The organism is Alistipes sp. DJF_B185, from assembly GCF_964250025.1.
GTDB lineage: Bacteria > Bacteroidota > Bacteroidia > Bacteroidales > Rikenellaceae > Alistipes > Alistipes finegoldii.
Window position 1 is genome coordinate 45,743 of sequence record NZ_CAXUDY010000012.1, and the last position, 15,304, is coordinate 61,046.

A 15,304-nucleotide genomic window follows, 5' to 3' on the forward strand; every position below is an offset into this window, starting at 1 on the left:
TTTCGGTTTTTATTTTTTATCGAACAGAACGGGCCGTGCGTCGCTGCGGCGCGCATAGGCCGGGAATTCGTCGCTGATGCCTGCGGTTTCGAGCAGCTGCGCCAGCAGCAGGTCGAAATTGTAGGCCGCCTGCAGACGTTCGGTGCGCACTCCCGCGAGGTTCAGCTCGGCGTCGATCAGGTCCGACGACGAGCTCATGCCTTCGAGGAAGGCGGCGTTTTTCATGCGGAGGTACTCCTCGGCGAAGTTCAGCGACGCGTCGATCGAGGTCATCTGGTTGCGGTAGTTCATCATCTGGTTGTAGAGCTTCTCGACCAGCACCGAAATATCCTTGCCGGCCTTGTTCTGCAGGGCGCCGACGCGGCGGGCGGTCTGTTTGGCCGCCGAATATTTGTATTCGCGGTTCAGGCCGTCGAAGATCTTGATATTGACCCCCACGCCCACGGCCCAGCGGGGCACGATGCCCGAAACCTGATAGTTGTAGAACGAACCGCCGCCGATGGCCGCCACCTGCGGCAGGAATTCGGCGCGCTGGACGCGGACGCCCTCCTCGGCCAGCTGGCGTTTGAGCGAAACCTGATTGAGCAGCGGGTTGCGGTCCTGCGCCAGATCCTGATAGTAAGCCAGATCCTCGACCTTGTCGATCATGAACATCGACGTCACGGGCTGCCACGCGTTTTCGCGTCCCAGCGTGTTGGAGAGTGCGCTGGCGATGGTTTCGGCCTGCAGCTTGGCGTTGGCCAGCTCGCGCTCGGCCTCGGCCATCTTGAATTCGACGTAGAGCCGTTCGCTCTGGGCGATCATGCCGTTCTTTTCGAGGGCTATGGCGTCTTCGAGGTGGCGGCGCACGCCGTCCACGACCTGCCGGCGCACCTCGACGACCTGCATGGCGAGCGCAAGGCCGAAGTAACGCTCCACCAGCTCGGAGATCAGGGCATTGCGCGTCTGGTTGCCCTGCTCTGCGGCGGTGCGTTCGTTGATGCGTGCGGCGCGGTTGGCGGCGTTGATCTTACCGCCCAGCCAGATCGGCATGGTCACCCCGCCACCCACGAACCCCAGACTCCGGTCCTGCAGCGTGAGGAACCAGTCGGCGTTCAGCAGCGGGTTGAGCAGGCCGTTGATCGAAGGGATCGCTTCGGGCGGTATCAGCCCGCTTCCCAGCAGCTGTCCCGCGAGGTTCTTGGCGGGACCTTTCATCTCGTTGAAGTCGAATCCGATGTCCTTGCCCAGATAGGCATAGGCGCCCGTGACGTTGATTTGGGGCATGCGCAGGCCGATGGCCGCGCGACGCTCCTGCATCGCGGCCTTCTCCTCGAACTCGGCTGCCTTCATCGCGGGATTTTCCGTGAGGGTGACGGCGATCGCCTCGTCGAGCGAAAGCGTCTGCTTGACCTCCTGCGCCGACAGCGGGGCGACGGTTGCGAATGCCGCCGCAAAAGCTATTCCGACTGCTGTTTTCATATTCATCAATACGTTTAAAACACAAATATATAAGTTATCCCGATATGTTGCGCGATTTTCCGGTAAAAGAGGCCAATTTTAGGCCCTTATGGACATAAATTGCGCCGGTTTCAGCGCTTCAGGTGGGCGTTGGCTTCCCACACTCCCCCGGCCAGTCCGGGATAGACCCGTACGTCGACGCCCGCTTCGCGCAGGGTGAGCGCACCGCGGCAGCAGACGAAGCAGCCGGGTTCGTAGAGCGCGAAGACGGCGTGGGCGAATCCGTATTTCAGCAGGAGCTGCGTGCAGCTCTCCGGTTCGCTGGCCCGCTGCGAGCAGGGTTCCATCGAGGAGTACATGGCGGCTCCGCGGAGCGCCGCTCCGGCCGCCAGCGCCTTGGCGATGGCTTCCTGCTCGGCGTGGTGCGTCGGCGAGGTTTCGTGCGTGTGCCCTGCAAAGATCCGGCCGTCGGCCGTGACCACGACCGCGCCGACGCAGTAGGACGTGGCGCTGGGAGTGCATTTGCGGCCTTCGTCCACGGCCTGCTTCAGGAAACGCAGGTCTGCGGCGGAGGTGTCGGGATGCAGCGTGTAGGTCGTGACCTCCATGCCGCCCAAGTTTTCGCGGGTCTGCGGAGTGCCCTGCGGCGGTGTGAAGCGGAATTCCGCGCCGCCCGCCGAGCCGAGCCGCAGTTGCGGGTTGACGGCCAGCCGCAGGGTGTCGGCCATGCCTTCGCCGAGGAACATGCGGAGGACCGCCGCCCCGCCCTCGACCATCAGCCGTTCGACGCCCCGCTTCTCCAGCTGGGTGACGATCAGCTTCGCCGTAATTGGTTCTCCGGTTGATATAACCGTCGCAATGCGCTGTAAACTATCTATTTCGTGCGGGGAAAACACATAGCGTTCGGCCTCGCCTTCGGTGAAGAAACGCAGTCCGGGCGAAAGTTCGCCCGTGCCGGTTAGCGTCACTTTGGCGATGTCGGGCGGCAATCCCTGCTCCCTGCGGCGGGCGCGGACCTCTTCGTCGCGCACGAGCAGCGACGGGTCGTCGCGCCGCAGTGTTTCGGCGCCGACCAGAATGGCGTCGTGCGCGGCGCGCAGACGGTAGACCTCCGCCCAGTCTTCGGGCGTCGAGATAATCAGCCTCCGGGGGCTGTTGTCGTCCAGAAAGCCGTCGGCCGTAACCGCGGCGGAAAGTGTTATCCGCATCTTTTCAGCGTTATGAGTGTGATTTCGGGCCATGCGCCCAGACGCATCGGGAATGCGACGTATCCCGTGCCGTCGTTGATATAGAGTGTGCGGCCTTTTTCGTCGTAGCGGCCGCTCCACCGCGTGTAGATCAGCTGCGCCGGGGAGAAGGCGTGTCCGAAAAGGCGTATTTTCAGTTGCATGCTGTGTACATGGCCCGAAAGGGTCAGGTCTCCGTATCCCTCTCCGGCGATTTGGTCCCAGAGCTGGGGAATATGCACGGCGGTGATGTTGTAGAGCGAGTCGGGGACGCCGCGGTAGGCGGCGTTCAGGTTCGCGGGCGGCAGGTCGGGAGCGTGGCGCAGGTGCCGCAGTGCGGGGTCGAACGAAAGGCCCGTCAGCGAGATGCTGTCGCCGCTGCGCCGCAGGTAGACGGTCGTGTCCTCCAGCACGCGCCACCCCATTTCCCGCTGGCGTGCGACGACCTCGGCCAGACTCGCTTGGGCGGGATGCGCGATGCTGTCCTTGATGTACACTCCGGCGTCGTGGTTGCCCGTGACCGACACGACTCCGTACGGTGCGCGCAGGCCGCCCAGCAGGCGCATGGCGCGGGCGTCCAACTCCGAACCGCGGATATTGACCAGATCGCCGCAGAAGACGACGAGGTCGGGATGCAGGCTGTTGATGCTGTCCGCGATGCGGCTCAGCTCCGCTTCGGGGCAGACGAGCGTGCCGAGGTGGACGTCCGAGAACTGGACGATGCGGAAACCGTCGAATCCCGCGGGAATCCGTTCGGAGCATACTTCGGTGCGGCTGACGCGGATTTGCGTCCTGCCCCGCGTGGTGCCCCAGATCAGGAGCGCGGCCACGCAGATGCCGGCGGCGATGCCGGCGTGCGGCAGGCCGACGAGCCGGAAGAAATAGCAGGCGATGCGCGGCAGGACGGTGATCATCCATACCCAGAACGCCCACATGGCGAAGAGCATGAATCCCGTGGTGTTGTCGCGGCTCAGGGCGTCGGTCAGGGCGATGACCGGCGGCAGGGCGTCGGTGGCGGCGGCCAGCGCGACGAACAGGCGCAGGTTGCGTGCGGAGGTTCCGCGCCGCCGCAGCCGGCGGTAGTGTATGATGTCTGCGGCTGCGGCCGCGAGCGTCAGAATCGAAATAAACCAGAGAAACATACCTTATTTTAATTAACGCACGAAGACGATGCGGGCCGGGTGCGGAACCGGTTTCCGGGCGTCTGTCCGTGCGGCGGTTTATCCACGGCAAAGATAGTGCAAGTCGGGGGCTGGGGCAAATCGTTTTGCCGCTGCCGGGGACGCTGCCTGTCCGTGCGGGAGTTTATCTTCGGCAAAGATAATGAAAACCGCGTGCAAATCAAGCCCGTCCGGAGCCGGCGGAGCGCCTTTTGCCGCGGGAGGGAAGCGCCGCGCGTTCCGGCAGATCGAATGACGTGCGGGATCCTTTGGCATATAACTTGCTGATCGGGGATTTGAACATCAACTGCTTGTGCTCCAAAAACAAAACATATCGGACAAATTTAAAACCAAATCAATTCAGCTTATGAAAACATTTCGACTTTTGATTGTGGCTCTGCTGCTTGCGTCTTCCGCTTCGGCCCAGCGACACATGCGTGACGGCCGCAACGGAGAGTATTCGCCCACGGTCTACCTTATCTCCGTGCACGAAGTGGACACGGTTTACAACTGCGGCGGCTGCGGCAGCCGTCAGGCCGCGGCGCTCAACCGGCTGGCGATGGACAACGCCACGCAGGACTATATCGAGACGCACCGCCCCGGCTTCCAGCAGTCCGAGAAGCCCCAGTTCGTATTCGCGTCGAAGAACAACCGGTTCTCGTTCTCGCTGGGCGGCTTCGTGAGCCTGCGCGCCGGATACGACTTCGACGGCATCGTGGACAACATCGACTTCGTGCCCTACGACATTCCCGTTCCGGGCAATTACAATTCGAAACAGAAGCTGATGATGGACGCCTCGACTTCGCGTCTCTTCATGAAGGCGATCACCAACACACGGGCACTGGGCCGCGTGGTGATTTACATGGACGCCGACTTCCGCGGCGGCGCGGAGGGCAGCTATACGCCCCGTCTGCGCTCGGCTTACGTGTCGTTCAAGGGGCTGACCCTCGGACGCGACGTGACGACGTTCTGCGACCTGCAGGCCGCGCCCACGACCATCGACTTTCAGGGACCGAACGCCTACAACTTCAATTTCGCCACGATGATCCGCTATGAGGTTTCGTTCGCCCGCCGGCACATGACCTTCGGCGTTGCGGCCGAAATGCCCAATGTGAGTGCGACCTACGGCGAAAACTTCAAGCCGATGCACCAGCGCGTGCCCGACTTCCCGATGTATCTGCAGTATGCGTGGGGCGACGACCGCAGCAGCCATATCCGCGCGTCGGGCGTCATCCGCAACCCCTACATGCACAAGGTTTCGAAGAATTCGACCACTTCGCTGCTCGGCTGGGGCGTGCAGTTCAGCGGTACGATCAAGTGCTGCGACTGGTTCCGGCTCTTCATGAACGGCGTTTACGGCGAGGGCATCACCCCCTATATTCAGGACCTGACGGGTTCGGGACTCGACTTCACGCCCAATCCCGAAGATCCGTCGCTCGTGCGCATGATGCCGATGTGGGGCTGGCAGGCCGCCGGGCAGATCAACATCACGCCGCGCCTGTTCGTTTCGGGCGGCTATTCGACCGTCCGCGTGCAGCGCAGCCACGGCTATTACACCGACGACCAGTACAAGCAGGGGCAGTATATCTTCGGCAACATCTTCTATTCGCTCACGCCGCGCTGCAAGGTGGCCGGCGAGTACCTCTACGGTTCGCGCAAGGACATGAACAGCATGAAGAACCACGCCAACCGCGTGAACGTGATGGTGCAGTACAGCTTCTGACGGCCTTGTCGGCGTCATTTATTCGGGCGGTCCGGTGCGGAACGGGATTAAAAAACTGTAACGATTCGATTTATCGGGTCGTTACAACTTTTATATAGGAAAATAGGTAACGCGAAGGTAACGATTTATTTTCAGCTTATTGCGTCTAAATGCCGCATTTCAAATAACCTACTGCAAGCTACGAAAAATTTTCCGACCGAGCAAATTTGCTAAAAACAATAGCGTGTTTGCGGTTCAGTACGACATGCTTATACTTATCGGAATCATTTATCTAGATGTTGATCATCCATGTGAACCCTTCTACAAACAGATCCAAAGAAGTCTGCGAACCGTCAAGACATCGTCCGGCACCGAGTTCCTGCATCGGAACTGCTATCTCCCATAAGATCTGTAGGTGTAAATTGCTTTGCCCAATAAATCGGAGATTTCGGAATTGCGATTTTCTTCCGCAGTCCATGACTACAGGATGGTTTACTTTCAACCAGACCATTTTCATCTCGAATTCCCTCAATGCAATGACAGTCCATAGTAGCGATTTCATTCCTGGAATCACTTTACTGATTCATCTCGGATATTCATCAGACGTCGTCTTACTTTTGCCAACGTATGAAGTGTATTTTTTCAGATCGGAGCAGCGGCTAAATATAGTTGATATAACGTTTGAAATAAAAAGTCTGGAATGGAAATACTTTTACATCGGAAGATATTTTCGAGGCTATAAAATTGGAAGATCTGCGTCGTATTATTGGTAACACAAGCAGGAAATTAACTTGGACATCAATTAGCCGATTTACTCAATATATTGAATCATGGCTGTATCATTATCGGAGGCAAATTGCGCCTTATCATTTTCTACAGCCTGAAAAACTTGCTGTCTATAATATTCACTCCGGTTGATGACCCAATATTTTTCTATTGTTTCATTTCAGTCAGGTGCTAAGCCGGAGTTATTGGGATATGTGACAATATGGAATAAAATCCAGATAATGAGGCAATTTAGAGAGTGCGCATTCGACATAAATGCCAGCCCCCCTAAAAAAGTTGAATGAAGATGTAACCACCAGTTTATCTTCAACCTGCTACGCTCAGATTTTATAGTGCTCCATGGAAATATGATGAGTATCCTCCTCTGTTTTTGCTACGGCCTATGTTATATTATTCACGACGGAATGAAATCCTACATGAGAATAATGTATCCAACTTCTTTAGCTGTGTCTTGCGGACTTTTATTCCAAAGTATGGGAAAATAGGAGTTGCAAACTTTTATTGTTGCAACTCCCATCTGATATCGATTTTTTAGAAGGACTCTTTCAACGCTGTTCAGCCATTTCAATCTGTCGTGGAATCTCGATGTGATCGCATTGGTCGAATACGAAATGGAGCTTCGGATCGAATGTCGCAGGATAGTCTGACGTTCGCACGATGCGATTGCTCGCAGAGAATTGGAATCCGTCTACGCAATACAGATTAACAATGCGGGGATCGAATACTCGGAACAGATTTCCATCGACCTGAATATTGCGGTGATAACGACTTGTCTGCCGCTGGGAAATTCCGCTGCCGACAGCAATGCAGGCACTTCCCCATCCCCGGCTTCCATAATTGCCGTTTGCGAAGATGTTGTTGCGAATTGTTACGTCACGGACACCGGATTGTTCGAACCAGAAGTTACCGTCGCCCTCAAAGAGGATCGAGGCTCCGGCGATATGGAAATAGTTGTTTTCGATGATAACCCGTCCGCGGGAACCAATCAGCAAACCGCGGGCGCGGTTTCCCGACATCCGGCAACCGCTGATGTGAACATCGGGACCGGGTTCGTCGGCTGCAATCAGATGGCCGGGACGAATGTTCTCGGGTAAGGGTTCAGTGAAGGTTACCGCAGAATACTCCTTGTTGAACCGTTCGACCTTAGCAACAATCCGCCGGGCATAGGCTTCAAGCGTGTGGTTGTCGACAATTTCCACCGCCATCCCCGGGACGAGGAAATCTGTGCCGTATTGCCCGCTGTGTCCCCAGCGAACCCAAATCCGCTCCCGATCGAAAATCGTATCGACGGGCATATATAGTCCATGAATATTGGAGGCATCATCCTTCTGATTTTCGAACGTACAGTCGATTAGACGGATCTGTCCCCCGCAATTGGAGAAATGCGTGGCGTCGGCCGTGATGCTGATCATGCGTTTTTTGCCGGGAGCCGGAACAACTTCCATCCGTTCAATTCCGATGTCGCGGCTGCGTTGTGCGATGACCCCCATCCCTCCGCAGTGATGGAGCTTCACGTCGAGGATTGCAATACCCTGCGAATCGGAAACGGTGATCCCGGGATTGAGCCGTCGGGCGGCCCCGAAGACCATCGTATTCCCGATCGCGGCCTTCAAATCACTGCGGAAAATCCGAATCCATCCGTTAGGACGCCGTTCAGCAGGAATGGTATGGGCCGGGAGCCAGTAGTCGTCGACGTGGAAAGCCGGTTCGCATCGTTGGGTATCGAACTCCAACAAACTGGAATAGGGGTAGACACGACCTTCGTCATCGAGGAAACGCAAGCATCCGTCCGTCAGATCGCATCGGTATTTGTCCGGGAACTCCAAATCGAGCCATCCGTTTCCGGCCGCCCGTACGGTACCTTCGGAGTGAAACGTGCGGGTAAAGTCGATCGAAAGATTGCGGATCGTGATGTTGCGGCAACGTTCGAGGTTGAACGGTGAAACGAAACCTGTGAAAAGGAGTTTCGTGTCAGCACCTTCAATGGTGAAATCTTGCAGGCCGACCAAATCAAAGGCAATCCGTTTCAAACCTTCGTCGTTGTTGCTGATGAACTGGTACTTTTCGACCGCCAGATCGGGTCGTATCCGGAGTTCTCCACCCGGAAGAATAAGCCGTGCGGCCCGGATCCGGGCACAATGGGACAAGGCGGCCCGAATGGCCGGTCCTGCGTCGGTTTGTGCAGTCAGGTCGTCAAGGAAATCATTCAAGTAGACATCGCCACCGGATGTCGGGGCCTGACAGGCTGCAAAGAGCCCGACAGCAAACAGCAACAGGGTGTGAAGCAGTTTTTTCATCAGGATATTGTAAATTATGGAAGTTTGATACGCAGGGACGCTCCCTGTCGAAGCCGGAAAGCTCGGGGATTGCATCCCGAAATCGCAAGCGTGACTCGCAGAAACCCGTCCGGCTGTTTCTCGATGACAAGGTCGAAGTTGTTTTCAAAGGCCCGAATGTGCCGCAACGCCATGCGATTCCATCCGGAAGGCATTGAAGGGGTAAGATCGAAGCTCCTGAACCCGGTGGGGCGAATCCCGAACAATCCCTCGGTGATAACGCGGCAGAAAAGCCCGCTTTCGGCGGCCAAGTGGCGTTGAGAGCCCTCGGGCCATGCTTCGATCGGATAGGGAACATGATCGCCCAGGAGTCTGCGCCGGGCATAATGACTGAGGAATTCCGTTGCACGGTCGGCCTGCCCGGCGATGTAGATTCCCCGCAGAGCATAAAGGGTCGAACGGTCCCAGAAGGTCGAACTGCCCTGTTCGGTGAGGAGGCCGTTTTCGGTCATCAGCTCTTTTCCGAGCAGCGCCCGAACAGTCCCTTCGCTGCGGTTTTGCAACCCGGCGATCAACGGCATGCATATCCACGAGCGGAGTTTCGTACAGCCATCGAAATAGCGGTAAGTTTCGTATCCGGCAACCGTGGCGCCGAAATGGCATTCAATCGCCTCAGCGAGCTCCGAAGTCTGCCGTTTGTAAACTCGCAGCGTTTTACGCGGACATCCGAGCTCCTGTCCGAGATAGACGGCCGACCGCAAGGCATCATAATAGAGTGTCGATGTACAGAGATTGGCCTTGCCGGCAGGGAATCGGCCCTCCAATTCATCGGTATCGGAAGCGACGACCCCTTCGGGAGTGAGTTTGCGCCGGCAGTATTCGAGACACCATTCCACCAAAGGCCACAGCTCTTCGGCTTCGTTCCGTTCCCCGCGGGCCAAGGCGTAGCGCGCAGCGCCGTATGCGATCATCGCGGCATCGCCTCGATCGCCGGCCCCGTTCCAGATGTCGTCGCCCTCGGCGATGATCGAACTAGGAATAGGCCGGTATTCAGCATTCATGAAACGGGCGAAGTGGCGGAATGCGTTGAGTGCCGATCGATTCCCGATGTCGTATCCGAGCATTGGGAAAAAAGGGTTGACGTATTCGGCCTGATCGTTGGCCCAAATAGCCGCGTAGTAACATTCGCCGCCCGGAGCATGCATGTAGCCGCCGCGGGTCTTGATAATGCTTTCGGCAGCCCGGATCTTGGCAAAGCGGAATTCCGTGTCGACTACCGGATCCGGGGTCTCCAGGACCAGTTTGTCCGAGATTGCAGACACGAACTCCCTACGAGAGCGGAGTTCGGCTCCGACATCTGCGGGCGGAAGTGTCTCTCCGACTCGACAAGCCCGGAAGAGGGCATCCACCACGGTCGAATCTCCGGGCTGCAGTATGCGGATTCCGGCATCGAGCAATTCGGCCCGAATGACGTAGCCGCCCGTAATGCCTCGTTCCGAAGGGGTCGTCACGATTTGCGAAAACTCTGGGATGGAAATCTCCAGCGTTTGCGAACCGATATTGCGGATAAGATACCGTTCACAGAGGGCGGGTTGTGTCGGCGAAGGAAAGATCGTGCGCTCCATGGCCAAGACCGGAGCCGGATGCTCCACCTCCTCGTATCCGGCCCCCACGGCATTAAAACTCCATTGACTAAAGACCCGGACCGTACCGTCTATGACGATCTTTTCGACCCGTTCGAACTGCAGGGCCGAAGCATTGAAACCCGAGGCGGAGGTATTCACGGCCAACAGCGAGGGAATATCCGTGGCCACGCGGCACATCAGACTGGCATGCGTATCATTGGGACGGACACGTAACAGCGGGAAGATCAGCGAACGTTCGACGCGAAAGGCTCCTCGGTCATCCACAACCCAGCGGAGAACCGTCGAGATCTGCTCGCCGGTCATTTCGAGATGATCCCTGTGGGGCGTATCGTTTCCGGGTCTCCAGACGATGCCTCCGTCCGGATCAATCTGCCAGCGTTGTCCTGCAACAGGAAGTCCGAGCCCGGTGCAAAAAAGAAGGAACAGCAGTTTTTTCATTGTCATTTCATTGTTCAAGGATGGCGGGGCATTCGAACCAGTGCTCCACGAATGTGCGGACGCGCTGCGCATATATCTGCGGATCGTGGAGATAGGCGGCACCATGATCGACGCCGGAAAGTATCCAGAGTTCCTTGTCTCCGATTTTCGCTTCGTACAGCCGGTGAACCATTTCCACAGGGACGACCGAGTCCTTGTCGCCGTGAATGAACAACATAGGCAACCTGCATCGGTGCACGGCATCGAGCGGAGAAGCCTTTGCGAAACTCCATCCGTAGAGGACCCGGCACCAAAGGTCCGATAGATGGAAGAGCGGAAAGAGCGGCAGTCGGCACTGCTTCTCCCAAGAATCGGCAAAGATATCCCGGGTTGAAGTGTAGCCACAATCCTCCACGGCACAGCGGACACATGCGGGCAGCGACTCTTCGGCAGCGGCGATCATCGTAGTGGCGGCACCCATCGAAACGCCGTACAGGACGATCTGCGTATTGCCGCCGAAAAGCGAATCTGCCGTTCGGATCCAGTCCACCACTTCCGTTCGTTCAGTCCACCCCATGCTGATGGCCGAAGGTTCGCTTTGCCCATGACCGCGCAGATCGGGAATCAGAACATTGAATCCGAAATCATGGTTGAAGAGATAGCCGATCATGAGCATGGTTTCCGCCGAACCCTGATAGCCATGAAAGAGCACGGCGGTCTTTTCGGTAGGCTCCGGAGCCCATAGCCACCGGGCATGGAGTCGCTCTCCGTCGGCATTCAACCGTACGATATCATGCAGCAATCCGTTGCTGCGGATGCTGTCGAGCCATTCTGTGGTATGAGGATATTGCCGGGTGAGCCAGCTGAGATCGGTCAGGCGGGGCGGATGGAGTGTCCTGTAACAGAGTACGAAACTCCAGCACAATGCCCCGATGACAAGCAGCCCGAAGATTGCGCTCAGTGCAGCAATGATTTTCTTATTTCGCTTTTTCATGACAGATATTATTTGGGTTCATATGGATCAGTTCGAAATCGGGTTTGCCGTAGCCGATAAACCGGTTCTCGGCGATGCGCACATTTCGACACCCCTCAAGGCAGAATGATTGGCGTTGTGCGGCTGTGGCGGGGAAATCGCATGTTTGTTCGACACAGTTTGCCACGAACTGCAGTCCCTCAACCGATCGGGCGTGGAGCAGCGGACGGTCATAAGTGAGAATGCGGTTGTTGCAGATCCGGATATTGCGATGATAGACCGGGCTGCTTTCGTCTGCCGGACGGAAAGAGGGAGTGATGCTGATGAGGGCTTCGCCCCAGCCGGATCCGCCGTTGTTCGAAGCCGAAGTGCCGCAGTTCTCGAAAAGGTTGTCATGGATATCCATGTCGCACACGGCGCCCGATTCGAACCAGTAGTCGGTATCTCCTTCGATGAGAATTGCCGTTCCGGCCGTCATGAAGCGGTTGTTATGTACGACAACCTTTCCGGGAGTGGTGAGCAAGATGCCGCGGGCGCGGTTGGCTCGCCCGAAGTAGCAATCGTGAATCGATACGTTGGCATACCACGAGGCGTTTTCGATAAAATCGTCTTCCCTGAATGTTTTATCGAGCGGCTCACGCAAGGCGACAACAAGCCGCTTGCTGCTTTTCCTGACAATGCGTTCAATGCGGTTCCGGGCCCCCCGAGATCCGGTCGTTCGTACAATCGGCCAGATCTCATCATCGGCTTTGAACACCCGTTCTGCCGGGAACCGGACTCCGAACAACTCAATCTGTTTCCGGTCTTTCGAAACAGCGACTATCCGGGCATAGATGCCGTGTATGTTCAAGGCATCGTCACCCTGTCCGTTGCAGTTGCAGCCGTCAAGTTCGATCAATCCGCGGCAGTTGGTAAAGTGGAACGCATCGGCAGCACAGCTGAACCGACGCTTTTCGGAACGATTGACGACCGTACAAACCGCCTTGAGCAGGATGTTCTCGCTGCGGAGTCCGTAAACGCCCATTCCGGGAGAATGGCGCAGGTCGATTTTTTCGAAGCGGACATTCCTGCAGTTCACCACCGTCATAGCGTTGGACAAATACCGCCCATGGTAAAGAGCGAGTTCCGTACCGATCGGCAGGGGACGGTCGACCGTCCCGAAGAAGCGGACCGTGTCCGGAGCGATTTCACGGGCTTCGCCGCGGAAGACTGCATTGCGGTCCGAGAGAGGACAGTCCCGGGTACCGTAAAGCACCGCACCGCTTTGCGGATCGTAAGCCGTAGAATAACTTTCGGGATCGATTTCACGCTCCCAAGTCTCATCCGTAAAGCGGATCCGCCCCTTTTCGATGTGGTAGGGATAACGTTTCCGATCGATAGCCAGGTCAACATGGCCGTCCCCAAGAGCAACGATCGAAGCCTGTGTGATATAGGGGCGTTCCCAGTCGAGCGAGAAATTGCGAATCGTCAGTCTTTCGCACTCCTCAGCCAAGAAAAGCATCAAACGCCCGTGTGCGATGAATTCAGCGCCACCGCCGTCGATTATTAAATCCCGAATGCCGCGGAGTCTTGCCACGATGTTCACCCGGTCGTCCTGCCCCTCAGGGGCATGGAAATCGTACCGCCCCGACTCGAAACACAATACGGTGGGGATTTCCCGCTTTCCGATGGTAGCGACGGCTTTTCGCAAGGCTTCGGAAGCATCCTCTCCCGAATCGGGCAACGCACCGAAATCTCGCATCCGAAGCGTATCTCCGAACGGCCGGGATGAAACGCTTCCGATCCATGCGGTCGCGAGAATCGGGAGGATGTATCGACTAATTTTCATAGAAGTACGGATTAGGATTCTCAACCATTCGAGACATCTCTTCACCCTCCAAACAATGCTCGGAACAGTCGACCAGACTGATTGTCGAATTTTCCTTCCACCCGGAGAAGTCATTGTTCCGGACTGTGACGCTGCGGCAGTGCTGGGCATCGATGACCGAGAGACCGGCGAACCGGGGCTCAAACCGGCGGGAATCGACGAACCGGTTCCTGCTGATGACGAGCGAATCGACCGAGAGAGCATAAATCAACTGGTTGTCGAACGACTCCACGAGGTTTCCTTCGAAACGGATACATCCGTGATACGGAGTCCCCCCGCTCCGGGCATCATGCGAAATAACGGGGTCGATCTGCAGAACGGCCTGGGGAGACCGGCCGCCGGTAGCCATCGTGCCGAATCGGTTGTTACGGATCACGACGTTGCGCGTACGTCCCGATTCGAACCAGTAGTTGGCGTCACCGCAAATGCGTATTCCGGCCATCATTGAAGAAAGATCACTGTTTTCGACGCATACGTCGCCCGGAGTCGAAAGCAGAAAACTCCGGGCGCGATTATAACGAACCGTGCATTCCGATATTTCGACATCGGCATCGGCCGCGCGGTTCCCGACGGCAATGTGCACCGAGTCCGGAATTGCACTCAGGTCGAATCCGGTTCGAATGATGTAATAGTTTTCATTCACGTGGTTCACCTCCTCGACTCGTCCGCAGCCGAGTACCCCCAGATCGGCACGATCGATGAAGACGAGCGAATCACCTTGTTCGGCAAAATCGAAACCCTCCTGCTGAAAGTGCCCAAAACTGGCCCCAAACCGGTTCCCGGAAAACCGATCCACAACCGTCATGTAAACACCGTGAATGTTCGTGGCATCGTCGAGCATGCTTTCGAACCGGCAGGCCCGGAGCACTATTTTTCCCGAACATCCGACGAAATGAGTGGCATCGGCCGATGCAGAGACCATCCGGCCGCTTTGAGGCGGGACTTCAACCCGGTATTGCGAGCAGACGACGTCGCGACAGTTCTCGGCGATCAGCGCCATGCCGCCCGAATCGTGAAGCGTGACGTTCCGGACTTCAACACCGGCCGACTTGTAAAACGAGAATCCCGGATAGCGGCGGTTAGTCGAATGGGGGCCTTTATCCGTATAGACGCTTCCCACAGGAGGCAGCTCCCGAGACGAGTAGCCGCTCAGACGGACAAGCGAATCGCCGATCCATTCGGCCTGCAGCGTTTTTTTTTGATCGTGTTCGTACTGTTCGGCCTGATAGTAGGGCGAACGGGTTCCGGGATCGAACAAAATATTTTCACCGAACGGACTCGCCCAGTCGTAGCCCGTAAACCAGGGTTCCCCGCTCCGGATCTCGAAACGTTCCGGATCGAGCGGACGGAGCGTGATGCTGTGCGTACGAGGATCGTTACCAACGACGAGGCCTTCGAAGATGAACGATGCGTCGCAATCGATCGTGAAAGCCTCGAAAACGATCTGTTCGCATCGAGCGACGCGGAACGGAACGATTGCGCCGTGAAATCTCAACTGGGTTTTTTCTCCAGCCCCTTCGATCCGTACACGTCGCATCTCCTCGAGCAGAAAAGCGCAGCGTTTATAGCCGTTGTCGTTGTTCGAAACGCAGAGATAGCTGCCGGCCGCCTGTTCGGGATAGAAGTCGAACGTCCCCGCTCCGAATCGGATTGTGACCTCACCGGCTGGATGCTCCGCAAGGATCTTGCGTACAAGAGGCGTATAGTCCTCCGTTCCGGAATCGAAGTCGATGGCAATCGTTTCCGGATGCGAAATGCATCCGGAAACGATCAGCGCGGAAAGAATGATGAATTTTCGGATCGACATTCCA

9 protein-coding genes are annotated in these 15,304 nt (G+C 56.9%); 1 reads left to right on the forward strand and 8 read right to left on the reverse strand.

Translation table 11 applies throughout. The features are described 5' to 3' along the window. Nucleotides 1–9: 9 nt before the first annotated feature. From ACESTR_RS12855 to ACESTR_RS12865, 3 genes are all read right to left on the reverse strand, one after another. Nucleotides 10–1,467: a TolC family protein gene (locus tag ACESTR_RS12855; RefSeq protein WP_373179350.1), complete on the reverse strand. Its 1,458-nt coding sequence runs from the start codon at nt 1,465–1,467 to the stop codon at nt 10–12. 104 nt (nt 1,468–1,571) lie between these two features. After that, the gene (locus tag ACESTR_RS12860; protein ID WP_227042810.1) at nt 1,572–2,648 is read right to left on the reverse strand and encodes a dihydrofolate reductase family protein; all 1,077 of its coding nucleotides are present in this window, start codon (nt 2,646–2,648) and stop codon (nt 1,572–1,574) included. Further along, complete coding sequence (locus tag ACESTR_RS12865; protein ID WP_227042809.1) at nt 2,639–3,808, reverse strand: metallophosphoesterase; 1,170 nt, start codon at nt 3,806–3,808, stop codon at nt 2,639–2,641. Before ACESTR_RS12865 ends, ACESTR_RS12860 begins: the two co-directional genes overlap by 10 nt. A gap of 385 nt (nt 3,809–4,193) precedes the next feature. On the opposite strand from ACESTR_RS12865, the gene ACESTR_RS12870 reads away from it, so the two are divergent. After that, nucleotides 4,194–5,549 (forward strand): DcaP family trimeric outer membrane transporter, encoded by a 1,356-nt coding sequence (locus ACESTR_RS12870; RefSeq protein WP_014776498.1) that lies wholly within the window; start codon nt 4,194–4,196, stop codon nt 5,547–5,549. Nucleotides 5,550–6,859: 1,310 nt separating this feature from the next. Here ACESTR_RS12870 and ACESTR_RS12875 read toward each other — a convergent pair. The 5 genes from ACESTR_RS12875 to ACESTR_RS12895 all read right to left on the reverse strand — a co-directional run bounded on the left by ACESTR_RS12875 (nt 6,860) and on the right by ACESTR_RS12895 (nt 15,300). Then, nucleotides 6,860–8,611 (reverse strand): right-handed parallel beta-helix repeat-containing protein, encoded by a 1,752-nt coding sequence (locus tag ACESTR_RS12875; RefSeq protein WP_009598410.1) that lies wholly within the window; start codon nt 8,609–8,611, stop codon nt 6,860–6,862. Between the two features lie 14 nt (nt 8,612–8,625). Further along, nucleotides 8,626–10,674 carry a hypothetical protein gene (locus tag ACESTR_RS12880; protein WP_014774953.1) on the reverse strand — a complete coding sequence of 683 codons (2,049 nt, stop codon included), beginning with the start codon at nt 10,672–10,674 and terminating at the stop codon, nt 8,626–8,628. 7 nt (nt 10,675–10,681) lie between these two features. After that, nucleotides 10,682–11,647 (reverse strand): alpha/beta hydrolase, encoded by a 966-nt coding sequence (locus ACESTR_RS12885; RefSeq protein ID WP_195285180.1) that lies wholly within the window; start codon nt 11,645–11,647, stop codon nt 10,682–10,684. After that, on the reverse strand, nt 11,631–13,202 hold the full coding sequence (locus ACESTR_RS12890) for a hypothetical protein (RefSeq protein WP_373179351.1): 1,572 nt from the start codon (nt 13,200–13,202) through the stop codon (nt 11,631–11,633). The genes ACESTR_RS12885 and ACESTR_RS12890 overlap by 17 nt, the downstream gene beginning before the upstream one ends. A 241-nt stretch (nt 13,203–13,443) precedes the next feature. Continuing rightward, nucleotides 13,444–15,300: a hypothetical protein gene (locus ACESTR_RS12895; RefSeq protein ID WP_373179352.1), complete on the reverse strand. Its 1,857-nt coding sequence runs from the start codon at nt 15,298–15,300 to the stop codon at nt 13,444–13,446. Between the last annotated feature and the right edge of the window lie 4 nt (nt 15,301–15,304).

Bases quoted from the DNA above. Each gene is read 5' to 3' on its own strand.
- ACESTR_RS12855 (WP_373179350.1), bottom strand. From the start codon at position 1,467: ATGAATATGAAAACAGCAGTCGGAATAGCTTTTGCGGCGGCATTCGCA.
- ACESTR_RS12860 (WP_227042810.1), bottom strand. From the start codon at position 2,648: ATGCGGATAACACTTTCCGCCGCGGTTACGGCCGACGGCTTTCTGGAC.
- ACESTR_RS12865 (WP_227042809.1), bottom strand. From the start codon at position 3,808: ATGTTTCTCTGGTTTATTTCGATTCTGACGCTCGCGGCCGCAGCCGCA.
- ACESTR_RS12870 (WP_014776498.1), top strand. From the start codon at position 4,194: ATGAAAACATTTCGACTTTTGATTGTGGCTCTGCTGCTTGCGTCTTCC.
- ACESTR_RS12875 (WP_009598410.1), bottom strand. From the start codon at position 8,611: ATGAAAAAACTGCTTCACACCCTGTTGCTGTTTGCTGTCGGGCTCTTT.
- ACESTR_RS12880 (WP_014774953.1), bottom strand. From the start codon at position 10,674: ATGAAAAAACTGCTGTTCCTTCTTTTTTGCACCGGGCTCGGACTTCCT.
- ACESTR_RS12885 (WP_195285180.1), bottom strand. From the start codon at position 11,647: ATGAAAAAGCGAAATAAGAAAATCATTGCTGCACTGAGCGCAATCTTC.
- ACESTR_RS12895 (WP_373179352.1), bottom strand. From the start codon at position 15,300: ATGTCGATCCGAAAATTCATCATTCTTTCCGCGCTGATCGTTTCCGGA.